Source organism: Hymenobacter sp. R533113, from assembly GCF_056835965.1.
Map to the genome: position 1 here is coordinate 83092 of NZ_JAKWBD010000001.1, position 22499 is coordinate 105590.

Genomic DNA, 22499 nt, shown 5'->3' on the forward strand with positions numbered 1-22499 from the left:
TCGTCCATGTTTGACAGCAAACAACCAGAATTGGTTGATATACTCGACGCTTATTGCTGCTGTCATGGAGGAGTTGTTGCTACTAAACCGCTGGGTACATATTGGCGCCGGCTTTGTGGGCTTTTTTGTGGCGCCGGCTGCTCTGGCGGTGCGCAAAGGTGGCGCCGCGCATCGGCTCTGGGGGCGTATCTTCTTTTGGGCCATGGTGATAGCAGGCACCACGGCTGTCTTCTCGGCCAGCGTCAAGGGGCTCACCTTCTTGTTGCTGACTGGTATCTTCAGCTTATACCTGGCTTGGTTCGGCTATCGCTCCCTCTACCACAAGCACATGGGCCAGGGCCAGCAAGCTGCCATCTACGACTGGATAGGAGTAGGGCTGGGACTGACGGTTTTTGGAGGCACTGTTGTCTATGGCTTGGTTACGCGCACTGTCATTTCGCTCGTGCTTGGCAGTATTGGGGTCAACTTTGCCGTGCAGCAGCTGCGCGCGTTTCGCCGCCTCGGTCCTTGGCCCGTAGGTCAATGGCTGCACAACCATATATCGGGGTTCGTGGGGGCTTATATCGCGGCAGTGTCAGCTTTTTCGGCTACCAGCCTTACGTTTATTCCCTGGCCCTGGAATTTTCTGTGGCCTACGCTGGTCATGGTGCCGCCGCTAGTGTGGGTACAACGGCGTTACAAGGCTAAATTCAAGCAAGGTCAGCGGCCCGAACAGATGGTAGAAGTGCGTTTGCAAAAACAAGCGCCAGCTTAAGTCTTCGTTGCCAGCACCAGCCGGAAAATTCTCTCTTGAGCTAACTAATACTCATTCAGAACGTCATGCAGAGGTGGAGCCGAAGCATCCTCGCGTGCTGACGTTGCCAAAGCTACTGTCATGCTGAGCGGAGTCGAAGCATCCCTACTGGGTACTGACCTCACGGCATTGCAACGAAGCAGCCACGATACTTTGACTTCGCTCAGCATGACCGCCTGTTTATTGGTGGATAGTACTCCAACCTCAGCACGCGAGATGCTTCGCTTGCGCTTTGCATGACGTTCTTATTAGAAAAGGTTATCGTACTAAGGCCTGATTGATACGCTTCACAAGCGCCGGGCCTTCATAAATAAAGCCGGTGTAAAGCTGTACCAGCGCCGCGCCGGCTGCTAGTTTCTCCTGGGCATCGGTGGCCGAAAAAATGCCCCCCACACCGATAATTGGCAGCTCGCCATTCGACTTTTGGTGTAAATACCGAATGACCTCCGTGGCGCGCTGCCGCAACGGACGACCACTCAGACCGCCTGCGCCTAGCTGCTGTACCTGCTGGGGGGCAATTTGCAGCCCTTCGCGACTGATGGTCGTGTTGGTGGCGACCAGACCGCTCAACTGCGTTTCGCGGGCGATGAGCAGAATGTCATCGAGTTGGCTATCGGTGAGGTCGGGCGCAATTTTGAGCAGCAGCGGCTTGGGATTGGGGTGGCTCTGGTTGCGGTTCTGTACTTGGTGGAGTAAGTCAATCAGGGGGGCTTTTTCCTGGAGCTGGCGCAAATTGGGCGTATTCGGCGAGCTGACGTTGACCACGAAATAGTCTACAACATCAAAAAGCGCGTCGAAACAGGCTATGTAATCGGCGGCGGCGCGCTCATTGGGCGTGTCCTTGTTTTTGCCAATGTTGCCGCCGATAAGCATAGCTGAGCGGCGCTGGTGAAGGCGCAGGGCTACTGCTTCAGCGCCCTCATTGTTGAAACCCATGCGGTTGATAAGGGCCGCATCGGCCGGCAGCCGAAACAGACGCGGGGCCGGATTACCCGGCTGGGCCTTGGGCGTCACCGTTCCAATTTCGACAAAGCCGAAACCCAGCGCCGCTAATTCATCGGTGAGGTCGGCGTTTTTGTCGAAGCCCGCTGCTAAGCCGACGGGGTTCTTGAATTTTAACCCAAAAACCTCTCGCTCCAGGCTGGGATGCTGAAAATCGTAGAGGCTGCGCAACAAGGCCGCTGTGCCGGGCAGCCGGTAGCCGCGCTTGAGATTATCGAAAACAAAGTGATGCGCGCGCTCCGCGTCGAGTTGAAAGAGAATAGGTTTGACGAAGCGCTTATACATTTAACAAGTAACATTTAACAATTAACACTGTGCAATTAAGCTATGAGCGTTAAGCATGTCAATCAGTTGATGTGCATTGCTCATTGTTAATTGATAATTGTCAAATGAAATCATCCTGCCCAGCCTTCCCGGTCAAGACTACGGTACTGAATGGCCTCGGCCAGGTGCTCGATGCGGATTTCCTCGGTGCCCGCTAGGTCGGCGATGGTGCGGGCTACTTTCAGGATGCGGTCGTAGGCGCGGGCCGAGAGGCCGAGGCGCTCCATGGCCGTTTTGAGCAGGGCGCGGCCGGCCGTATTTATCTGGCAAATGTCCTTTACCATTTGCGAAGGCATCATGGCATTGGAATGAATATCCGGGAAGTCTTTAAATCTGTTGCTTTGCACGGCCCGCGCCTTTTCTACCCGTTGCTGAATGTCGGCGCTGCTCTCCGATTTGCGGGTTTCGGTCATCTGATCGAACGTGACGGGTGTGACTTCCACATGCAAATCAATACGGTCGAGCAAGGGGCCGCTCACTTTATTAAGGTAGCGCTGCACCACGCCGGGGCCGCAGACGCACTCCTTCTCCGGGTGATTATAGTAGCCGCACGGGCACGGGTTCATGCTGGCGATGAGCATAAAGTTGGCCGGAAACTCAATGCTCACTTTCGCCCGTGAGATGGTTACGCGGCGCTCTTCCAATGGCTGGCGCATTACCTCCAGTACCGTGCGCTTAAACTCGGGTAGCTCATCCAGAAACAGCACCCCATTGTGCGAAAGCGAGATTTCGCCCGGCTGCGGATTACCGCCGCCACCTACCAGCGCCACATCCGAAATAGTATGGTGCGGTGCTCGAAACGGCCGCGTAGTCAGCAAGGAAGCATTGGTGCCCAGCTTGCCCGCTACGGAGTGAATCTTGGTGGTTTCGAGCGCCTCCTGCATGGAGAGCAGCGGCAGAATACTGGGCAGGCGCTTAGCCAACATGGTTTTGCCAGCGCCCGGCGGGCCAATCATAATGGCATTATGCCCCCCAGCCGCCGCTATTTCCAGCGCACGCTTGATGTTTTCCTGACCCTGCACGTCGGCGAAGTCAGCGGTGTATTGGTTAACCGTGTGCTGAAATACGTCGCGGGTATCGATGCGCAGGGGGGCAATTTCCTCGCGGCCCTCAAAGAAGTCGATAGCCTGCTGCATGCTGTCCACCGGAATAACGTCGAGGTTATTGACGATGGCGGCTTCCTGGGCGTTTTCGCGGGGCAGAATAAAGCCTTTGAAGCCTTCTTTGCGTGCCTGGATAGCAATAGGCAACACGCCGCGAATAGGCCGCAAGCCGCCATCGAGCGCCAATTCGCCCATGATAATATACTCGCCTAGTCGTTCAGTATTCAGCTGCTGGGAAGCGTGCAGAATACCCAAAGCAATGGGCAGATCGTAGGCCGAGCCTTCCTTGCGTACGTCGGCGGGGGCCATGTTCACGACTACCTTAGTGCGTGGCATCCGATACCCCCGAAACTTCAGAGCTGCCTCAATGCGCTGCTGGCTTTCCTTAATCGCATTATCGGCCAGACCGACTACGTAAAATAACGTGCCTTGTGATACAACTACCTCAATCGTAATAGTATTGGCATTTACTCCCTGCACGGCCGAGCCGTAGGTTTTGGTAAGCATTGATAAAAACTAAAGAAGATAGGTCGAAAGCTGGACCAAAGATAGACACCAAAAAGCCGGCCTCATTTGGAGGCCGGCTTTTTTCGCTGGGTTAATAAGAAGCTGAGTCGATTGTGTAAAGCCCTTGACAGGATTTAGCTTTCTGCTTTTTCGTTTACCAGCTCTTCAATCAGCATAATCATGATGTGAATGGCCTTGATATGAATCTCCTGAATTCTGTCGGCATAACCCGAATGTGGCGCCCGAATCTCCACGTCGCAGAGGGCAGCTAATTGCCCGCCATCCTTGCCGGTGAGACCTACAACGCGCATTCCGGCAGCTTTGGCGGCCTCGGCAGCGCGAAGGATATTGGGCGAGTTGCCGCTGGTACTGATGGCCAGTAGCACATCGTTGGGGCGACCCAAGGCCTGCACGAAACGGCCGAAGACGTGGTCGTAGCCATAGTCATTCGCTACGCAGCTCATGTGCGAGGCATCGGTGAGAGCAATGGCCGCCAGGGCAGGACGGTCGTGGCGGTAGCGGCCGCTGAGCTCCTCGGCGAAATGCTGCGCATCGCAAAGAGAGCCGCCATTACCGCAGCTCAGAATTTTGCCCCCCAGCCGCAAGCTGTCGGCCATGAGTCGAGCGGCTTGCTCGATAGCGGTAATGTTGGCCGGATCAGCCAGAAAACGGTCGAGGACCGTGCGGGCTTCAATAAGCTCAGCCTGAATGCGGTTGGTAAGCGAATTGGTCACTAGGGTTGCGAAGAGGGATACTGTGTAGTCCGCGGGGTCTCGAGGTCGGCGGCAGAAGCAGGCGGAACGTTAGAGTGTGGGGGCGTCTCGACTACACTGGTATTGGGGGGCAAATTGGTATCCGGCGTAGAATCAGCGGGCACTACATATACCGGGTCGAGGCGGGTAGTGGTGGTAGTCGTAGTTGCGGCTGGCGCTGGAGTTGGCTGCGCTACGGGAGTAGGAGGCGCAACGGGCGTAACGAGCGGCGCTGTCGTAACAGGTCGAGAAGGTGTTGCTGGAGCGGGGCGCGCTTGCAAGTCCCGGTCGCGCTGTTCCATCTGGTGGTCGTAGAGGCGGGCTTTCAACTCGTTTACCTTGCCTTCCTGGCGGGAAAGGTCGCGTTTCAAAGCCACGTTGTACAGGTTCTCCACGATCAACTCCAAAGCCAGCAATACGGCTCCGATGACAAACATCGTGTTATAAAATGTTGCCAACCCCAAGTCGCCACTCAATCCCATTGATGACATCATAAAGTCGCGGGACGCGGGCATCAGGATGAACAGCAGCGCCAGGAGCAAGTACACCATGACGACCACATTGACTAAGCGTTTGAAAGCAAGCATAGGAGGGGAGAGCTAAGTGGAAGAAAAGCCGGTGATTGGACCACGCGTGGAAGCCACAACGGCGGGCTAAATATAGGCCTTTACCCATTTTAGTCGCGCAGTGCAACCCCGGCACCATCCTGCTAAACGCAACCAAGCCGTATTCGGTTGAATGTAAGTGCTTTTTCCAAGGTCTGGGGCGCTTTTTAGGCGAGGCTCATTTATTTTCACCCGAGTTTTATACTAGTGCTTAGTCAGGGGGATTGGTTAACAAAACAAGCGGGTTAGCGTTGGGAATCTATGGCCCGTCCAATCACTCCCTTTCCCCTGCCGGCTGCTGACCAAGCCGCCCTCGAAAATTTTACGCGCACTGGTCGCCGGTCGGTACGGGCGGTGCGTCGCGCCCAGGCCCTGCTGGCGCTGGCCACCGGTATCGGCCAGCAGGCCGCCGGCCAAGCCGTGGGCTTAAGCCGACAGGCGGTGAGTCAGCTCCGCCGCCGCTACGAAGAAGGCGGCTGGCAAGCCGCCCTCAGTGAAGCGCCACGGAGCGGCGGCCCGCGGCGTTTCGACGGGGCAGACCGGGCCGCTATCACGGCCCTGGCCTGCACCCAGGCCCCGGTGGGGCACAGCCGCTGGACCCTGCGTTTGCTGGCCGACAAAGCCGTGGAACTGGCCCTGGTGGAAACCATTTCCCACGAAACAGTGGCGCAGGTGCTCAAAAAACGAATTGCAGCCTCACCGCCAGCAGCACTGGTGCCTGGGGGCGGTGAGTGCGGCCTTTGTGGCGCGGATGGAAGACGTGCTGGCCGTCTACGAGCGGGCCCACGATCCACGCTTTCCCGTTGTCTGCTTCGATGAGCGGCCCTGCGTGTTGCACGGCCAGCCCGTCGAGCCGCTGCCGCCTGTGCCGGCCCAACCCGCCCACGACGGCCAGCGCGCCAAAGCCGGCCGGCCCCGGCGCGAAAGCAGCACCTATGTACGCCAGGGCACGGCCTGTTTGCTGGCCGCTTTTGAACCAGCAACCGGCCAGCGCCTGGTCGAGGTTTCCGCCCGCCGGACCGGGGCGGACTACTGCCGTTTTATGCAGCGCCTGGCGGCGGCCTACCCGCAGGCGGAGAAAATCGTGTTAGTGCAGGATAATCTCAACACCCACACCGATGCCGTCTTTTACCAGCACCTGCCCGCCGCGCAGGCCCGCGCCCTGGCCGCGCGCTTCGAGCTCCATTACACGCCCAAAAATGCCTCCTGGCTCAACATGGTCGAACTTGAACTCTCGGCCATTGCCCGCCAGTGTCTCCACCAGCGCATCCCCACCCAGGACGAGCTCACCGCCCACGTGGCCGCTTGTGTAGCCGAGCGAAATGAGCGCCGGGCCACGGTCAACTGGCAGTTTTCCCTCGAAAAAGCCCGCACCAAACTCGGCCGACATTACCAGAAAATTAGGGTGCCTAATTCCCCTGACTAAGCACTAGCATACCGTTGGTTTGCATGCTATTCAGGCGCTGGTACAGGCCGCCAGCCTGTGCCAGCAGCTCTTCGTGAGTACCGCGCTCCACGATGCGGCCATTTTGCAGCACCACAATCTCATCGGCGTGCTGCACGGTGCTCAGGCGGTGGGCAATAACCAGCGACGTGCGACTGTGCATCAGGCGCGTCAAGGCTTCCTGCACCAGCTTTTCCGACTCCGTATCGAGGGCAGAGGTAGCTTCGTCCAGAATCAGAATGGGCGGATTGCGCAGAATAGCGCGGGCAATGCTGAGGCGCTGCCGCTGCCCGCCCGAGAGGCGCGAGCCCCGGTCGCCGATAAAGGTTTGGTAGCCCTCGGGGGTTTGCTGAATGAATTCGTGGGCGTTGGCAATCTTGGCCGCCTCTATCACCTGCGCTTCTGTGGCCTCCGTGTTGAAGCGGATATTATTGAAGATAGTATCGTTGAAAAGGATGCTTTCCTGCGTTACAATGCCCATTTGCTCGCGCACAGAATGGACAGTACAGTCGCGCACGTCGTGGCCGTCGATCAGAATTTGCCCCCCAGTAGGGTCGTAGAAGCGCGGCAGCAGGTCGGCCAGGGTCGACTTGCCGCTACCCGATGGACCTACCAAGGCCACAGTTTTGCCTTTGGGAATGATTAGGTTGATGTCGGTGAGCACAGGCTGGTCGCCGTAGCTGAACAGCAAATCGCGCAGCTCGATCTGGTGCTCGAAAGGAGGAAGCACATGCGCGTCGGGCTTGTCGCGAATAATGGGCTCTGTATCGACCACTTTCAGAATTCGCTCGCCGGCTACCAAGCCCCGCTGAATGTAGCTGAAAGCACCGCCAAGGGCTTTCACCGGCACCAACACCTGGGAAAACAAAATCAAATAGCCGATAAAATCCGATGCGGTTAGCTCCGATTCGCCCGACAACACCAGCGTGCCACCATAGAACAGCAACCCTGCTACTACGCCCACGCCCAAAAATTCAGAGATGGGCGACGACAAATCGCGGGAGTTGGCCATAGCCCGCAGCGTACGTGCGTACTCGTTGTTCTGCGCCCGAAACTTGCCCATGATATAGGGCTGGGCATTGAAGGCCTTGATAACCCGAATGCCTCCCAGCGTCTCGTCAATTACCGACAGCATGGTGCCCAGCGACTCCTGGCTCTGGTGGGCCTGCCGCTTGAGCCGCTTGGAAATACCCGAAATCAGCAAGCCCGACACCGGCAGAATAAGCAGGGTAAACAGCGTGAGCTTCACCGACATATACAGCAGCAGTATGAAATAAGCCACGATAAACAGCGGGTCGCGGATGACGCCGGTCAGCGTGTTTACGACGGAGCCTTCTACTTCCTGCACGTCGTTGGTGAGGCGCGACATCAGGTCGCCCTTGCGCTCGCCCGAAAAGTAGCCGAGCTGCAGCTGCGTGATGCGCTCGTACAACGCGTGGCGCATATTGCGGATGACGCGGGCCCGAACGCGGGCAATAAGGCGCAAGCCCAAATACCGGAACAGATTGCTCAGAAAAACTGAGATAATCAGAATCACACATACGAAGCTCAGCGCGCCCAGCTTGCCACGGGAAAGCGTGACCCGTGTGAAGTAATAATCGAACGTCGTTTTGATGTAGTCGATTGACAGCGCAAAGTCCGGCGGCGCGGCAGCAGTGGCGGTATGCTGCTCCGTGGTGCCAAACAGCACGTTGAGCAGCGGAATGACCAGCGTGAAGTTGCAGAGTCCGAATATGATGCCAAGCACCGTATACAGAAAATACAGGGGCACGAAATCGGCGAACGGCCGCGCATAGCCCAAAATGCGGAGGTAAGTTTTCATGGAAGCCGCAAAGGTAAGGCCGTAACGCGAAGCGCCGCTTCGCCTCGCGTTGTGGTCGTTGGAATGTAGCGCGAAGCTTCTGCTTCGCGTACCCTTGCTGAGGTTGAACAATTTCGTTCAACGATACGCGAAGCAGAAGCTTCGCGCTACATTCCAACGACTCACCAACCGAGACAACGCAGTCAGGCTGGAGCTTGGCGTTACACTATCCGACCACTCTCAGCAGCCATTTCTTCACCCACGCATGGCGCGCCAGGCCAAAGCCCGCGTTTACCAGCCAGGGCTTGGTGGAAATAAACCGCATCAGCCGGTAGCTGCGGGCCAGCTTCTTGCCTATCTGTTGATACACCGCTTGCTCGTACCGGCGCATTTGCGCCGCGCTAAAGTCCTGCTGTTCAAAGCAGCGTATGACCTGTTTAGCCGCCAGTATGCCGCTCTGAATGGCCGTGTCGATGCCGTGGCCTTGCAGTGGGTCGATAAGGGAAGCTGCGTCGCCGCAGAGTAGAAAACGGTGGCCGCTAATAGGCCTAGATTTGCCCCCCAGCGGCAATCCAAATCCGCTGACCGCGCTCAGCTGCTGAGCCTGGGCAAAGCGCTTGGCTACCTGCGGATGCTCGCGGGTGATGGCCAGCAGCACTTTCTTTAAATCAATCTTCTGGGCCGCCACGTCAGACGAGAGCATGCCGAAGCCGATGTTATAAACGCCGTCACCCACCGGGAAAATCCAGAAGTAGCCAGCCAGATACTCGCGCAGGAAGTAAAACTCGGTCGTGGTTTCGTCGGTGTCGGTGAGGCCCCGGAAGTAGGCGCGTACGGCTACGCACTGATGGGCGCGGTCGAGGGGGCGTTTAATAAGCTTGCGGGCCGCTACCGAGTTGGCCCCGTCGCAGCCAATCAGTAGCTGGCAGGTAAGCGGCGCCTGGTCATTGGCCGGAATTAAAGTGACTTGCCCGGCCGTGATGTGAATATCCTTGACCGGAAAATCAAGCTGCACCTGCGTTGCGGTATGCGCTTTTACCATCTCCAGTAGCCGCGCATCGAAGTGCAGGCGTGGACTGTTGAAGGTTTGAATCTGCCAACGCACCCGAATATCACCACCGTCGGGGGCAAACAGCCGACTGTCGCGGGTTTCGGCTTTCTGCGGCAGCGCGTACAGCTCCTCATACAAGGCGGGCGAGAGCTGTCGAATGGCTTTTAGCGCCAAGCCAGGAATGGCGTCGCCGCATACTTTATCACGAGGAAACTGGTCTTTATCTACCAGGGCCACGCGCAAACCACTTTCTCGGAGCGCCAGCGCGCAAGCCGTGCCCGCCGGCCCGGCCCCGAGAATAATGACATCGTAGTGGTTGGTCATTGTTTGTAGCGCGAACTTTCAGTTCGCGTATCGTTGCTAAAATGCCCCCAAGCTGCCTCGTTCAACGATACGCGAACTGAAAGTTCGCGCTACATCAAAACTCGTGGAGGCGCTGCGCGATATTCCAGCGAAAGGCCAGAGACGGGTACACCGTGCTATTCGTCAGGTTGTCTACGTCGGGGCTGGTTACGCGGCGCATAATGAGCTTCGCATCAAGCCATACATTGTGGCGGGCCTGATACGTAGCGGTAAAATCGGTGTGGATAAGGTCAGTTTGGATACCATCGCCCACCCGAAAGTCGTCGATGCGCAGGTTTCCATCTTCCTGGAGCGGACGGTTGGTGTAGGGCAGGCGTACATTGCCCCCGTAGTTTATTAGAAAGCCATTCTCGTCCACCACATCATTGCCCTGAACGGTGTAAAATCCTTTGGCCACTAAGTTCAGACGCGGCAAGGGCTGGTAGCTAATAATGCCGAGCAGCTCCACCAAATTGCCCCCCATCGGGTGGGCCAAAGGCTGATTGTAGTGCTGATAGTTGCGGTACTGATCGAGGTGCTGATAGGTGTAGGGCCGGATATAGTTGAACTCGCCCTGAAAATCGAGGTTCCGGATACCCGCTACGTTAATATAGCGGCCCCCTAGCTGTACGGATTGCTTGTTGCGCCACGAGCCTTGGCCCGCCCGTGCCTCACTAATAACGAACTCATCCAATACTACCTGCCCATACAACTGCAACCGCCGCTTGATATTCCACTTGAAATCGAGGCCCAGCAAGGCATTGTCGTTTGAGCCAATAGCCTGCTCAACAGATCGGTAGAAGATAATAGGGTTGAGGTATTGCAACTCATAGCGCCCCTTGCCCCGCCCAAATACCACCGACTCAAATACGCCCACATTAAAGTTAGGCGCCAGATCAAGGCTGAGGTGATGGAGCGCGAAGTACTTCTTTTGATAAATAGTGTCCTGATTGGCCTTTTCAGCCGTCATTTCCGCAAACAGATTCTGATAATTAAATTTCCAGATGCGAGTATTTACCTTCAAAAACAAATAAGGCGCCGCGTAGTCCGACAAAATAAGCGAGCGGTAGCCGTTGCCGATGGTATTGCGGTCGTAGCCAAACTGTAAGTTGATGTGCTTCGTGGCCGAGTACGTCAGGTAGCCGCGGCCCGAAAGGAAGTCGTACTGGTCGGAGCGGTCTTTGTAGGTTTTCCAGAAAGCCTCGTGAGGTACGATGTTGTCGCGCAGTACCCGTTGCTGTACATAAAATGGCGCTGCCGTCTGATTATCGGCCAAAAAGGTATAAAACCCCAGCTTCTGGTCGATGGTGCCTTCCACCTGCACGCCGCGGGTATTGAGGTAGCGCAGTCCGTCAATGTCGGTGTCGTGGCCCACGGAAAGATTGGCTACCGGATTCACGCGCAAGGTGAAACCAGGTGTTGCTACATGGAAAAAATCGGACTGGTTGCGGTAAAAGCGCCCTAGCACCGGCTTTTTTGAGGTATTGGCAGCGACACCCTGCTTGGTAAACTGCCAGTTGTCGCGCAGCAGATAACGGGCGTTGAAGCGGTCGGCGCGGGAAATGCCCGCTGTAGTACTGTCGCGGATGATGCGCTCGGCCAGGCGAGCTACGCTGGCGCGAGTGTAGGGCCGCACCGAAGTATGCGGGTCGTTGAGCGAATCGGGGCCGAAAAGGATGGCATAGCGGTCGATAAGCCGGTACACATCGCTGTCGAGCGGCACATACGTAGTGCCCTGCACATCGCTTTGCGGCTGAGTCGGAACGACTGGCGGCTTGGCGCCCAGCGTATCAATGCGGAGATACGTGGGGCCAGCTGGGTTCACCTGGGCGACGGCCTGCCCAGCCAGAAAGCTCAACGCTGTGAGCAGCAATACTGATTTTCTCATACTATTTAATAGGACCAAACGACCACTGAGGTGCCCGGCTGTACAAAACTACGCACTTGGGGGGCAAAGTAGGTTGCGCGCGAAAATCGGTCCGGCTTCGCTGGCTAGAATGTTCACTGGCTAAAATGTGGGTAGGCTGGTTTATTGAAACTTTTCATCTTAAAATAGCCCCCCAAGGCCGTGCTCCTTTTGCTTCGGGTTGCCGTACTAAGCTTCGTAACTTTCGACCGTACCCTTGCCGCTTCGTTACCTACGTCATTCTGAACTCAATTTGCCCGCTTGGGAAGCCTGCATCGCTGCCGCGCCCGAAGCTCTGCCGTATGTGCGCGCTTGGTGGCTGGCGGCAACTGCTGGCCGCTGGGATGCCGTGGTAGAGGTGAACGAGAGCACGGGCGCTTATGCCTCAGTATTTCCGCTGCCGATAAAATCGCGTCCCTGGGGCCGCGACGTGTATCAGCCGCCTTTTACCCAGCAGCTTGGCCTGATGACCACCGCTGCCAGTCGCCACCGCAATGTGCTTGACTATCTGGCTTTGCTGCCCGCTGGTCGGTTTGCGCATCTGTATTTGCAGCTAAGCACCCAAAATGAACTGGTATCCGCGCCGCCCAGCTTTAAGCTGGGGCAGCGCCAAACCTACCAGCTCAGTTTGGCGCCCGTTTATGCTACGTTGCTGGCCGCCTATGCCCCCGACTACCGCCGCCGTATTAGCCGTAGTAAGGAGCAGCCTCAGCCTTTAACAGTTGTTGAAACTACATTGGCAGCGCCTGTTATCGAGCTATTCAAAAAGGAAAAGGCCACTGTTGGGTTGAAAAGCCAAGACTATAAATGTTTGCTGACTTTGGTAGAAGCCTTGCAGATGCACAGCCGATTGCTGATACTGGAAGCGCGGGCGCCGGACACTGGCGAGTTGCTGGCTGGGGCACTGTTCGTCCGGGATGCTCACATTATTATTTATTTGTTCGCCGCCGCCTCGCTGGGGGGCAAAAAAGCCGGCACCCCACTGCTGCTGCTCGACCATGTAATTCAGCGCTACGCGGGCTCGCCCGGTTTAGTCCTCGACTTTGAGGGTGGAATGATTCCTTCTATTGCTCGTTTTTTCGCCAACTTCGGCGCCACGCCCGTGCCTTACGCGGCCCTCACTCAAACCCGCCAACCCTGGTATTTGCAATGGATGCGCTAAACCCTACGCCCGAAGCCACTTCCGACCTTTCCGAGCGCGTGCACATTGTGTGCGCCGAGCCTTCCATCGCTAATCATTTCCTGGCCGAGCTGCGCGACGTGGACGTACAGCGTGATAGTCTGCGCTTTCGGCGCAACCTTCAGCGCTTAGGCGAAATCATTGCCTATCGCATCAGCTCTTTGCTTAGCTATACCGATAAGGCCGTGCAAACACCTTTGGGCACCGCTAACAGCCAGCAGCTCCGCGACTTTCCGGTGCTGGCTACCGTGCTGCGGGCGGGCTTGCCGTTTCATCAGGGCTTTCTGAATTATTTCGACCAATCGCCCAGCGCTTTTGCGGCTGCCTACCGCATTGAAGGCACCTCGCAGGTGCAGGTACAGGTCGATTATCTGGCTGCTCCTTCCCTGGATGAGCGGGTACTTATTCTGGCCGATCCGATGCTGGCTACGGGTAAGTCGCTGGTGCTCACGTATCGGGCGATGCTGCGCTTTGGCACGCCGCGCCAGGTGCACATTGCGGCCGTTATTGCCAGCCCGGAGGGGGTAGCGTATGTAACCCGCGAAATTCCGGAGGCGACGCTTTGGGTAGCTGCCATTGATGAGGGCCTGAATGCCCAAGCCTACATTATGCCCGGCCTCGGCGACGCCGGCGACTTATCGTACGGGAGCAAACTGTAAGTAGGGGAGTGCTTGTGAGAAGGCGGCTTCACGAAGACGGCACACAACCTGCCGGCGTATAGGGAACCAAAGGTTGCACAGGCTTCGTGTTACCTTTACGCCCCGAAGCTATTGGCTGCTATTTGTCATTCAAGCTGTAAACATCTCTTGCTCGTGCTACCCGAACTCGCCAAAGAACTGGCCCAATATGCGTCCGTTTACCTGCTGAGCACTCTGAAGTTCTTTGCGGGCCCGGTTGCGGGCACGGCGGCGGGTTTGTCTTTCGCTCTTACCTGGGGGCTGACCGTGGCCGGCATGATGACCAGCGTCCTGATCGTGTCGGGCGTGGGTCGTGCCTGGGCGCTGCACATTCGGGAGCGGCGGCAGCGCAAGGGGAAGCCCGTATTTAGCAAGCGCAGCCGCCGCATCGTGAGCATCTTTCGTCGCTTTGGCATGCCTGGCATTGCTTTCCTGACGCCTATTCTGTTTAGTCCCATTGGTGGTACCGTCATTGCTACCCAATTGCACGTGCCCCGCTCCAGTATTCTGCTGCACATGCTATGGAGTGCGGCTCTCTGGGGTGTTGCCCTCACCTTTATAACCATCAAGTTTAGCCACCTGCCCATTTTTCAACATTGACACTAAAGTTGCGTGATATAACTACGTAGAAATGCCCCCCAGACTATCGGTCTGGGGGCATTTCTACGTAGTAAAAATTATGACGAAAATACCCTGATCTGGGTATTGGTTACAAGGAGATTATAGTGTTGCTTTGATGTAAAGTAAATCATAAATATTTGTGCTAAAGATAGTTAATCTTCGTTCGTGACCTATTATAGTTAGCTCTGTCTATTATCTAAGTTCTTGTTCTTCTCTCCCTCGCTGCTATGAAACCCCAATCATTCACCTTGCAAGGTCGTTCTTCAACCATACACGAACGGTCGTCTGCCGCTCCTGTATTGGTTTTCTTGCACACTAATGCTTTAGGAGTCAGGGTATATCTGCCGCTGTGCGAAGAAACCGTGCGGGCGGGCTATCGTCTGATGGCTTGCAACGAGTAAAACGGAGGGTAGAACCAAACTTTATTTGCGACGATTGCGGGCCTTAGCTACCGCTTTTTTCGCTGGCGACGACGACCGTCCCTTCGACGGATTAGCCTTACGCCCTTTCACGCTCCGGTTTGGGCCTTCTACATAAGGCAAACCAGTGCGCTTGTCGATATCCTTTTGCAGCGGTACCTTCTTCTCGTGGAATGCGCCCTTGAAGTTCGGATCGAGGCGGCGACGACGCTCATCCATCTCCCGATCCATGCCCTGTTGCTCATCAAAGGCAGTAGCGGCCACCGTTACGTCCGGCGGCAGGGGCAACTCTGGAATTGCTTGGTTAATAAGCTCCGCAATGCGACCCATATGGTGCATTTCGGCGGCGTTAGCAAACGTAATGGCCGCGCCCGTATGCTGCGCCCGCCCCGTGCGGCCGATGCGATGCACGTAATCGTCGTATATCAGCGGCACATCAAAATTGATAACATGGCTTACCTGCGGCACATCAATGCCGCGGGCCGCCACATCGGTAGCCACCAAGAAGCGCAGCTCACCAGCACGGAAAGCCTCCATCGCGTTGATACGCACATTCTGGCCCTTGTTGCCGTGAATAGCGCGTACCTCTCCCGTGCTTTTACGCCCCAGAAAGTGAGCCACGTTGTCGGCGTGTTCCTTGGTGCGGCAAAAAATCATGACGCGGTTGAAGACTTCCTCATCGCGCACCAGATAGCCCAACAAGTTGATCTTAGTGAGCAGATTAGGCACCTGATACATCGTCTGGCTCACGTTTTGGGCTGAAGTAGCCGATGGCGTCACTTCTACCCGCACCGGAAACTCCAGAAACTCCTCGCTCAGCGTGGCTACCTTATCCGGCATGGTGGCCGAGAACAGTACGTTCTGCCGCTTCGTCGGAATGACCTCCAGAATACGCCTGATCTGGGGCATAAAGCCCATGTCCATCATCTTGTCGGCCTCGTCGAGCACCAGGGTTTTTAGCTCTTTCAGAACCAAGTCGCCCTTCAGGTACAGCTCCAGCAACCGCCCTGGTGTGGCGATTAGAATATCAACGCCCTGGGCCAGGGTTTCGATCTGCGTTTTGGGCCCCAAGCCGCCATAAATAGCGTAAATCCGCAGGTCGGTTTGGGTAGCAAGGCGCTTTATGTGCGTTTCGAGCTGAATGGCCAACTCACGAGTAGGGGCCAAAATTAAGGCCCGGGGATGAATACCCTGCGCGTATTTTACCTTCATGAGCAAGGGCAAACCAAAAGCGGCGGTTTTGCCGGTGCCAGTCTGGGCAATGCCCAACACATCGTGCCCGGCGAGGAGAAGCGGAATGGTTTGCTGCTGAACCGGAGTAGGCTCCGTAAAGCCTGCTTCAGCCACGGCCGTAAGTAGCTGCTTATTGAGCTTGAAATCGGCGAAGGAAATAGGTTGGGGCGTGGCGTCGGACATGATAAAAAAAGCTAATGCGAAAGACAAAGGTACGACGCTTCGGTAGGAGAGTAGCGCGAAGCTTCCACTTCGCGCACGAGCATAGCGAGTTCCTACGCGTTGGCATAAGCAGGGCGGTGCCGCATACTCGTGTTGCTCGTGCGCGAAGCGGAAGCTTCGCGCTACTTCCGCGCTGCTCAAAAAACTCTCTCATATTTTTTGATTAACCCCGGCATACCGCTACTTTTGTCCCTCCATTACCCATCTGGTAGGCATAGCTCAGCTGGTTAGAGCATCGGATTGTGATTCCGAAGGCCGTGGGTTCGAGCCCCATTGCTTACCCTGAAAAGGTCCCCGAAAGTTTTTCCGGGGACTTTTTTTGTTTGTGCCGTTGTCAACTTCAAATCATCTGCTTGAATCACTTTTATTCCCTCTTCTTATGAGTCTGGTAGTTATCGGTTCGGTGGCGTTCGACGCCCTGGAAACGCCTTTCGGCAAAACGGACAAAATTATTGGTGGCGCGGCTACTTACATCACGCTGTCAGCCTCTTACTCCGTGAAGCCGGTGAAGCTGGTGGCCGTAGTAGGCGACGATTTCCCGCAGTCAGATGTGCTGTTGTTGCAAGAGCACGGCGTCGACACGGAGGGGTTGCAAATAAAAGAGGGGGAGAAGTCTTTTTTCTGGTCAGGTAAATATTCAACGGATCTGAACTCGCGCGAAACTCTGCAAACGGAACTCAATGTGCTGGCTGATTTCGACCCTATTATTCCAGATTCTTACCAAGACTGCAAATACCTGATGCTGGGCAACCTGACGCCCCAGGTACAGCGTCTGGTTATTCAGCGCCTCGTCAATCGGCCGAAGCTTATCGTGCTGGATACCATGAACTTCTGGATGGATGTGGCCCTCGAAGAACTCATCACGACCATTGAGATGGTGGATGTGCTGAGCATCAATGATGAGGAGGCTCGTCAGCTTTCCGGTGAGTACTCGCTGGTAAAAGCGGCCCGTAAGATCATGGCTATGGGGCCTAAGTATCTGATTATCAAAAAAGGGGAGCACGGTGCATTGCTGTTCTGCAAGAACAAAGTGTTTTTTGCTCCCGCGTTGCCATTGGAAGAAGTATTTGATCCAACCGGCGCCGGCGACACTTTCGCAGGCGGCTTCATCGGCTACCTCGCTGCCACTGATGATATCAGCTTCGACAACATGAAGCGCGCCGTCATTCACGGCTCGGCAATGGCTTCGTTTTGCGTGGAAAAGTTTGGCACCGAGCGCCTGATCAATTTGACCAAAGAAGAAATTGAAGCCCGCGAGCGGCAATTTGCTGACCTGGTAAACGTAGAGCCGATTAGCGTAGAAGCATAAGCCTGATTAAACCAAAAAAGCCCCCAGCCGTCGGTGCTGGGGGCTTTTTTATGTGCTTGCTTCTACCCTTTAAGCAACTAAATAAAGAGAAGCTGGGTAAAAGAGCGAAGTAATCTTCTCACCCTTAGCTCTACTATCATGGCAGAAAATAAGAAGCCCTCGAAGAAGAAATCTGTAGCCTCTGACTCGCCGCAGAATGAAATCAATTCTGTAGCACCGGATATGAAAGGCGGCTCCAATAGCGGCGGAACAAAAGTGCAGAACGCCAACCAGAATATACTCACCGAAGCGGGCAACAATATTAAGGGCAATACGCCCGGCGGCAACGTCAACGAAATATTGTCGGCTCGTACCAACAAGCCGCGCAGTAACCCCAATCCTTCCCAGCAGAAGGCGAAGTAAAAATTGGTATATCGCACAAAAAAGCCTCCCACAATTACATCTGGGGGCTTTTTTGTGCGATAAGCTACTGAGGCAGCAACAGACGCGCATACTTGATCTGAGGGGTGCTATCCGGGTAGTACTGCCGGATGATGAGCGTTTTATTATTCAGCCAGCGTACTTCTTCCGGTCCCCAAGTATTCACTACACGGTTCCAGCGCAACATCGGAATGCCACTCTCCAATGACCAAACCTGCAGGCCATTAGGTGAATAGTGCGCTTCCATATCGGAGTTGGACGTGACCAAGTGCGTGCCGTTGGGCGCTAACACTGGACGGCCCCAAAGCCGGGTGCGCCTACCCGTATGCTGATTAACGAGGAGCACAAATCCTGACTCCCACCGCGTAACATCCAGCACCCAGAAGTCGCTGTTATCTAAAGGTCCCCGAAAGCGGTAGACAACGTGTTTTTCCTCGTCGGGGTCGGTTATATTATTGGTTAGCGTAAGCGTACGGCCATTTGTGAGCGTAAGAAGAAGTTGATCAGCGCGGCGGTGGGCACGGCCCCCTGCCAACTGGATATATTTCTGTTCGGTGGTGTCAGTGTCAATGCCATTGAGGCGAGCAAACTCAGCTTCGCGGGCTGGAGTAAGCTGAGCTATACTGCCGTTGCGAAGCCGAAGAGTATCCGTCTCTGAGCGAAGGATTTTAGCCGTAGGTGCCGCCGTTGCTGGGGTAGCGGGTGCCGCAACCTTTGGCTGCACAGTTGCTACAGGTGGCCCTACTTGGGTTTTAGCGCCTTCTTGGGGACTACTATCGCAGCTTATCAGCGAAATGCCCCCCAGCGTAAGAAGAATCGGATACAAGTTCATACAAGCACAGAATTAGAAATCTTGCTTCAGCCACTGCCGAAAGCTCATTTGCTGTTCTGGCGTAGCATCGGGGCGTTTTTCAATGGTAATCTTCGGCCAAAAACGCTTGCTTGGATCAGCCACTAGCTGTACAGTAAGCAGGCGACTCTGACGAAACACGCTTACTTCATAGCTTGGTGCTCCGCTGTTGAGCAGCACCTGTAAGTTCATCTGCACCCGCTGCCCATTCACCGCTATTATTTCGTCGTCAACGGTAAGCGCTGCGGCCGCGGGCGAGTGGGGGAGGATGTTCGTTACTTCGGTTCGCTCGTTTTTAACAATTGTTTTAAAGCCAAATACGCCTTCCGCAGCCGATACGTTTTCCTGCTGCAGGAGAGTGCAGCCCACAAAGTGTAAAGCCTTCGTCAGAGGCTCTTCCAAGGGGGCTATGCCATAAATAAAACTGTCGAAGTATTGTCGCATGGGCCGGCCTGCTACTTCTTCTACCAAGCGGATATAATCGTCCTCGGTGTAGCCCACACCCGGCTGCCCAAACTCCAGCCACAGTCGCCGCAATACGTCGTCGAGGCTGCGTTGATGTTTGGAGAGCTGCCGCAGCGCCAGATCCAGGAGCAGCGCTACCAGCGCACCCTTGTGGTACACCGACACTTTACGATCGGGCACGCCGTTCTTATAGCCATCCAGCCAAAGGTCCACCGAGGCATCGGCCAGCGACAGGTTGAAGCGGCCGTCGTCTTCGTAGTGCTTGCGCAGCACCGTATTCAGCTCCTGAAAATACTGTTCGGCCGTGCGCACGCCGCTGCGCGCCAATAGGTACTCACCGTAATAAGTCGTGATGCCTTCGGCGATGTAGCAGGTGCGGAAGTATTGCTCCTGGGTATAATCGTACGGCAATAGCTCTACCGGTCGGATGCTTTTAATATTCCAGGTGTGGAACAACTCGTGGCAGCTTACCCCCAACAGTTCTTTATAAAGCCCCTCCGTCATCAGCAGCGGCGCGGGTCCCAGCGTGATAACCGTGGAGTTGGTGTGCTCAACGCCGTGATAATGGCTGTAAGGCAGTATTTGATTGAGAAAATGGTAATCAGCCACCGGAAAGCTGCCGAATAAACTTAGCTGCTCGTCCGAGAAGGCCGCAAAATCCTGGAGCAGACGCGGCCAGTCGGGGTCACATTCGCCCTGCACCCAGACATGAAAGGGTATACCCTGCGCCTGGTATTCGTGGTGCTGCAATGTGGGACTGGCTATCAGCGGACATTCGATGAGGTGCTCAAAACTATCGGCTTGCAGCATGTGGGGGGCTTTTTGGGGCAAGCCACACGCAATCTGATAGGTGTCGGGCAGTTCCAGCGTCAATTCGCAAGGCTCCTGCTGATGGCCCTCGGCGTACAGTAAGCATTGCACGCCATTTATGTATAGCTGACTCTCATCAAACCAGGAGCCGCCCGCATCCATCTGATGAGCATAAAAGTTGTAGCGCACCCGCACTGTTCGGCCCGCTGCTCCCGTCAGTTGCCAGCGGTCCTTTGTCAGCTTACGGTAGGGGAGAACTTCGCCCGAATCGGCATCATCTATCACCACCCGCTGAATCTTTTGCGCAAAGTTCTGCAATTCATAGCGCCCAGGGCGCCAGGCTGGCAGCTGCAGCTCCAGCGCCTCAGTAGCTTCAGCCGGCACAGTCAGGGTCAGCTGAATTTGCAGATAAAAAGTAAGCGGATTCTCAAACGAGACGTGATAGTGAATCATAAAGGGGATATATGCTTCGCGGCTGCAGTGTACGTCGGTGCTCCAAAAACAAGGTAGGTTGCTGAAGTCAAATGTATACGGAGTAGCTTCCCATACAAGCTCAAGCATATGGCTGAATACCTAAATAGGCCTGAAAGTCAACAAAGCAACTACTACTTTTCTATACTGTTTGGCATTTACAAATGAAGGCCTTACCTTTGCCGGCCATCCCCGAATAGCATTCCAAGACGATGAAAAGAACATTTCAACCCTCGCAGCGCAAGCGCCGCAACAAGCACGGTTTCCGCTCACGCATGGAAACCGCCAACGGCCGCCGTGTGCTGGCCTCCCGCCGCGCCAAAGGCCGCAAGCGCCTGACGGTATCCGACGAGGGTCGTCATAAGCGCTAAACCGCTGACGGCTCCCGCCGATTCGCCCCAGCCCGCCAACTCTATGGCGCCGGGCGCGCGCTCCTACTCATTTCCGAAAGAAGAACACTTGTGTCGCAAAAAGCTCATTGACGAGCTTTTCGGCCGGGGTTCTTCTTTTGGTTTATACCCTTTGCGGCTGGTCTGGCTGCCCGCGCCTGCGCCCACTACGGCCCCGCCCCAAGTACTGGTGAGCGTGTCGAAGCGCTCCTTCAAGCGAGCCGTGGACCGCAACCGGCTAAAGCGCCTGATGCGTGAGGCGTACCGATTAAATAAATATCGGCTGCTGGAGGCACCTGGGGGGCATTCTGTTGCATTGCTGGGCATTATCTATTCGGGCAAGGAAAAAAGCCTTTCGCGCTGGTTGAAAAAAAATTAATTTCAGGGCTGGAGCGTTTGCTAACTGATGCAACCCCCACCGTTGAGGTGGTGCCTGTATCGTAGGTTGTTTTCCACGCTTTCAGCCTTTTTATGCGCAAAAAATATCTGGCTGCCCTATTTTTAGGTGGGGCCACGTTGCTCGTCTCTTTCCGCAGTGCCTCCGATAATGAGCGCTACTTCGAGATTGCCAAGAACCTCGACATTTTCGCAACCTTATTTAAGGAAGTGAATACGTATTACGTGGACGAGATAACACCCGCGAAAATGGTGAAAACGGGCATCGACGCTATGCTCAAGTCACTGGACCCGTACACCAACTATATTCCCGAAGACGATATTGAGGACTTCCGTACCATGACCACCGGGCAATACGGCGGCATCGGGGCTGTGGTAGTAAAGCGGGGAGCAAAAACCGTGGTTCAGGCTGCTTACGAAGGCTATCCGGCGCAAAAAGCTGGCTTGCTGCCCGGCGATGAGATTCTGACTATTAATGGAGTCAACGTTGCGACCAAGAATAATTTCGATATCAGCAAGTTGCTGAAAGGGCAGGCCAACTCCGTGGCGAAGCTGTCGGTGACGCGCTATGGGCAGGAAGTGCCGGTAGAAATCAACATCACCCGCGACAAGATTCAAGTGGAAAACGTGCCGTATTACGGCATGCTGACGCCCGACATCGGCTACTTTCAGCTGGCTGGCTTTACCATCGACGCAGGTAAGGAGGCGCGCCTGGCCGTGATGAAGCTGAAAGAGCAGGGCGCTAAAAAAATCGTGTTCGATATACGCGATAATCCGGGCGGTTTGCTCAATGAAGCTGTTAACGTTTCTAACCTCTTTGTAAATAAGGGTTTGGATATTGTGAGCACCAAGGGCAAAGTCACGGACTGGAACAAGACCTATAAGGCGCTCGATGCGCCTCTGGACACGCAGATGCCGGTTGTGGTGCTGACCAGCAACCGCTCTGCTTCCGCCTCTGAAATCGTGTCGGGCGTACTCCAGGATTACGACCGGGCCGTGTTGGTCGGCAAACGGACGTTCGGCAAAGGACTAGTGCAGGCTACGCGGCCTTTGTCCTATAACTCCCAGTTGAAAGTAACAACGGCCAAGTATTACATTCCTAGCGGGCGCTGCATTCAGGAAATAGACTACGCTCATCGGGCCGACGATGGCACTCTGGGAAAAGTGCCTGATTCCTTACGCACCGCCTTCAAAACAACTAGCGGCCGCGTGGTGTACGATGGCGGCGGCGTAGCTCCCGATGTGGAAGTGCAGGAGCGCGCCATCGCCGATATCACCCGTGTGCTCCTGACGAAAAACTATCTGTTTGACTATGCTACCCGCTACCGCGCCGCGCACGCTACTTTGCCCCCGCTCGCGAGTTTCACCTCTCTGATGCTGAGTACCAGAAGTTCATTCAGTTTTTAG

21 protein-coding genes and 1 tRNA gene are annotated in these 22499 nt (G+C 55.5%); 12 read left to right on the forward strand and 10 right to left on the reverse strand.

Features of this window, described 5'->3' with window-relative positions; genetic code table 11:
* Positions 1–64: 64 nt before the first annotated feature.
* Positions 65–754 carry a DUF2306 domain-containing protein gene (locus MKZ35_RS00320; RefSeq protein ID WP_482511246.1) on the forward strand — a complete coding sequence of 230 codons (690 nt, stop codon included), beginning with the start codon at positions 65–67 and terminating at the stop codon, positions 752–754.
* A 297-nt stretch (positions 755–1051) separates the two neighbouring features.
* Here MKZ35_RS00320 and MKZ35_RS00325 read toward each other — a convergent pair whose 3' ends face one another.
* From MKZ35_RS00325 to MKZ35_RS00340, 4 genes are all read right to left on the reverse strand, one after another.
* Positions 1052–2080, reverse strand: coding sequence for a quinone-dependent dihydroorotate dehydrogenase (locus MKZ35_RS00325; RefSeq protein ID WP_482511247.1), 1029 nt, complete (start codon positions 2078–2080; stop codon positions 1052–1054).
* A 110-nt stretch (positions 2081–2190) separates the two neighbouring features.
* Complete coding sequence (locus tag MKZ35_RS00330) at positions 2191–3729, reverse strand: YifB family Mg chelatase-like AAA ATPase (RefSeq protein WP_482511248.1); 1539 nt, start codon at positions 3727–3729, stop codon at positions 2191–2193.
* Positions 3730–3863: 134 nt separating this feature from the next.
* Positions 3864–4463 (reverse strand): D-sedoheptulose 7-phosphate isomerase, encoded by a 600-nt coding sequence (gene lpcA, locus MKZ35_RS00335; protein WP_482511249.1) that lies wholly within the window; start codon positions 4461–4463, stop codon positions 3864–3866.
* The gene (locus MKZ35_RS00340; RefSeq protein WP_482511250.1) at positions 4463–5068 is read right to left on the reverse strand and encodes a hypothetical protein; all 606 of its coding nucleotides are present in this window, start codon (positions 5066–5068) and stop codon (positions 4463–4465) included. The genes lpcA and MKZ35_RS00340 overlap by 1 nt, the downstream gene beginning before the upstream one ends.
* Positions 5069–5347: 279 nt before the next feature.
* On the opposite strand from MKZ35_RS00340, the gene MKZ35_RS00345 reads away from it, so the two are divergent.
* Positions 5348–5905 carry a helix-turn-helix domain-containing protein gene (locus tag MKZ35_RS00345; protein WP_482511251.1) on the forward strand — a complete coding sequence of 186 codons (558 nt, stop codon included), beginning with the start codon at positions 5348–5350 and terminating at the stop codon, positions 5903–5905.
* Complete coding sequence (locus tag MKZ35_RS00350; RefSeq protein WP_482512239.1) at positions 5805–6512, forward strand: IS630 family transposase; 708 nt, start codon at positions 5805–5807, stop codon at positions 6510–6512. Before MKZ35_RS00345 ends, MKZ35_RS00350 begins: the two co-directional genes overlap by 101 nt.
* On the opposite strand, the gene MKZ35_RS00355 is transcribed toward MKZ35_RS00350, so the two are convergent.
* The 3 genes from MKZ35_RS00355 to MKZ35_RS00365 form a co-directional block, all read right to left on the reverse strand.
* Positions 6496–8352 (reverse strand): ABC transporter ATP-binding protein, encoded by a 1857-nt coding sequence (locus MKZ35_RS00355; RefSeq protein WP_482511252.1) that lies wholly within the window; start codon positions 8350–8352, stop codon positions 6496–6498. The genes MKZ35_RS00350 and MKZ35_RS00355 overlap by 17 nt on opposite strands.
* Positions 8353–8557: 205 nt before the next feature.
* Entirely contained in the window at positions 8558–9706 is a 1149-nt protein-coding gene (locus MKZ35_RS00360; RefSeq protein ID WP_482511253.1) for an NAD(P)/FAD-dependent oxidoreductase, read from the reverse strand.
* A gap of 94 nt (positions 9707–9800) precedes the next feature.
* Positions 9801–11612, reverse strand: a complete 1812-nt coding sequence (locus MKZ35_RS00365; RefSeq protein ID WP_482511254.1) for a capsule assembly Wzi family protein — start codon at positions 11610–11612, stop codon at positions 9801–9803.
* A 271-nt stretch (positions 11613–11883) separates the two neighbouring features.
* Between MKZ35_RS00365 and MKZ35_RS00370 the strand changes: the two genes are divergently transcribed.
* The 3 genes from MKZ35_RS00370 to MKZ35_RS00380 all read left to right on the forward strand — a co-directional run bounded on the left by MKZ35_RS00370 (position 11884) and on the right by MKZ35_RS00380 (position 14087).
* Entirely contained in the window at positions 11884–12792 is a 909-nt protein-coding gene (locus MKZ35_RS00370; RefSeq protein WP_482511255.1) for a hypothetical protein, read from the forward strand.
* Complete coding sequence (gene upp / locus MKZ35_RS00375; protein ID WP_482511256.1) at positions 12780–13469, forward strand: uracil phosphoribosyltransferase; 690 nt, start codon at positions 12780–12782, stop codon at positions 13467–13469. The genes MKZ35_RS00370 and upp overlap by 13 nt, the downstream gene beginning before the upstream one ends.
* A gap of 153 nt (positions 13470–13622) precedes the next feature.
* Positions 13623–14087, forward strand: coding sequence for a hypothetical protein (locus MKZ35_RS00380; protein WP_482511257.1), 465 nt, complete (start codon positions 13623–13625; stop codon positions 14085–14087).
* Positions 14088–14530: 443 nt separating this feature from the next.
* Here the strand turns inward: MKZ35_RS00380 and MKZ35_RS00385 are convergent, their stop codons facing one another.
* Positions 14531–15943, reverse strand: coding sequence for a DEAD/DEAH box helicase (locus MKZ35_RS00385; RefSeq protein WP_482511258.1), 1413 nt, complete (start codon positions 15941–15943; stop codon positions 14531–14533).
* Positions 15944–16190: 247 nt separating this feature from the next.
* Between MKZ35_RS00385 and MKZ35_RS00390 the strand changes: the two genes are divergently transcribed.
* From MKZ35_RS00390 to MKZ35_RS00400, 3 genes are all read left to right on the forward strand, one after another.
* Positions 16191–16264, forward strand: a tRNA-His gene (locus tag MKZ35_RS00390).
* 97 nt (positions 16265–16361) lie between these two features.
* Positions 16362–17291, forward strand: coding sequence for a PfkB family carbohydrate kinase (locus MKZ35_RS00395; RefSeq protein WP_482511259.1), 930 nt, complete (start codon positions 16362–16364; stop codon positions 17289–17291).
* Positions 17292–17429: 138 nt separating this feature from the next.
* On the forward strand, positions 17430–17693 hold the full coding sequence (locus MKZ35_RS00400) for a hypothetical protein (protein WP_482511260.1): 264 nt from the start codon (positions 17430–17432) through the stop codon (positions 17691–17693).
* Positions 17694–17757: 64 nt separating this feature from the next.
* Here the strand turns inward: MKZ35_RS00400 and MKZ35_RS00405 are convergent, their stop codons facing one another.
* Entirely contained in the window at positions 17758–18435 is a 678-nt protein-coding gene (locus tag MKZ35_RS00405; protein WP_482511261.1) for a hypothetical protein, read from the reverse strand.
* Positions 18436–18555: 120 nt separating this feature from the next.
* On the reverse strand, positions 18556–20289 hold the full coding sequence (locus MKZ35_RS00410) for a M61 family metallopeptidase (protein WP_482511262.1): 1734 nt from the start codon (positions 20287–20289) through the stop codon (positions 18556–18558).
* A 230-nt stretch (positions 20290–20519) separates the two neighbouring features.
* Here MKZ35_RS00410 and rpmH point away from each other — a divergent pair, with 230 nt between their 5' ends.
* From rpmH to MKZ35_RS00425, 3 genes are all read left to right on the forward strand, one after another.
* The gene (rpmH, locus tag MKZ35_RS00415) at positions 20520–20678 is read left to right on the forward strand and encodes a 50S ribosomal protein L34 (RefSeq protein WP_084444044.1); all 159 of its coding nucleotides are present in this window, start codon (positions 20520–20522) and stop codon (positions 20676–20678) included.
* Positions 20679–20721: 43 nt separating this feature from the next.
* Positions 20722–21075: a ribonuclease P protein component gene (locus tag MKZ35_RS00420; RefSeq protein WP_482511263.1), complete on the forward strand. Its 354-nt coding sequence runs from the start codon at positions 20722–20724 to the stop codon at positions 21073–21075.
* A gap of 92 nt (positions 21076–21167) precedes the next feature.
* Positions 21168–22499, forward strand: a complete 1332-nt coding sequence (locus MKZ35_RS00425) for a S41 family peptidase (RefSeq protein ID WP_482511264.1) — start codon at positions 21168–21170, stop codon at positions 22497–22499.

What these genes read in the sequence shown, in the direction of transcription:
- MKZ35_RS00320 (WP_482511246.1), top strand. Translation starts at nt 65, where the DNA reads ATGGAGGAGTTGTTGCTACTAAACCGCTGGGTACATATTGGCGCCGGC.
- MKZ35_RS00325 (WP_482511247.1), bottom strand. Translation starts at nt 2,080, where the DNA reads ATGTATAAGCGCTTCGTCAAACCTATTCTCTTTCAACTCGACGCGGAG.
- MKZ35_RS00330 (WP_482511248.1), bottom strand. Translation starts at nt 3,729, where the DNA reads ATGCTTACCAAAACCTACGGCTCGGCCGTGCAGGGAGTAAATGCCAAT.
- MKZ35_RS00340 (WP_482511250.1), bottom strand. Translation starts at nt 5,068, where the DNA reads ATGCTTGCTTTCAAACGCTTAGTCAATGTGGTCGTCATGGTGTACTTG.
- MKZ35_RS00345 (WP_482511251.1), top strand. Translation starts at nt 5,348, where the DNA reads ATGGCCCGTCCAATCACTCCCTTTCCCCTGCCGGCTGCTGACCAAGCC.
- MKZ35_RS00355 (WP_482511252.1), bottom strand. Translation starts at nt 8,352, where the DNA reads ATGAAAACTTACCTCCGCATTTTGGGCTATGCGCGGCCGTTCGCCGAT.
- MKZ35_RS00360 (WP_482511253.1), bottom strand. Translation starts at nt 9,706, where the DNA reads ATGACCAACCACTACGATGTCATTATTCTCGGGGCCGGGCCGGCGGGC.
- MKZ35_RS00365 (WP_482511254.1), bottom strand. Translation starts at nt 11,612, where the DNA reads ATGAGAAAATCAGTATTGCTGCTCACAGCGTTGAGCTTTCTGGCTGGG.
- upp (WP_482511256.1), top strand. Translation starts at nt 12,780, where the DNA reads ATGGATGCGCTAAACCCTACGCCCGAAGCCACTTCCGACCTTTCCGAG.
- MKZ35_RS00385 (WP_482511258.1), bottom strand. Translation starts at nt 15,943, where the DNA reads ATGTCCGACGCCACGCCCCAACCTATTTCCTTCGCCGATTTCAAGCTC.
- MKZ35_RS00395 (WP_482511259.1), top strand. Translation starts at nt 16,362, where the DNA reads ATGAGTCTGGTAGTTATCGGTTCGGTGGCGTTCGACGCCCTGGAAACG.
- MKZ35_RS00400 (WP_482511260.1), top strand. Translation starts at nt 17,430, where the DNA reads ATGGCAGAAAATAAGAAGCCCTCGAAGAAGAAATCTGTAGCCTCTGAC.
- MKZ35_RS00410 (WP_482511262.1), bottom strand. Translation starts at nt 20,289, where the DNA reads ATGATTCACTATCACGTCTCGTTTGAGAATCCGCTTACTTTTTATCTG.
- rpmH (WP_084444044.1), top strand. Translation starts at nt 20,520, where the DNA reads ATGAAAAGAACATTTCAACCCTCGCAGCGCAAGCGCCGCAACAAGCAC.
- MKZ35_RS00420 (WP_482511263.1), top strand. Translation starts at nt 20,722, where the DNA reads ATGGCGCCGGGCGCGCGCTCCTACTCATTTCCGAAAGAAGAACACTTG.
- MKZ35_RS00425 (WP_482511264.1), top strand. Translation starts at nt 21,168, where the DNA reads ATGCGCAAAAAATATCTGGCTGCCCTATTTTTAGGTGGGGCCACGTTG.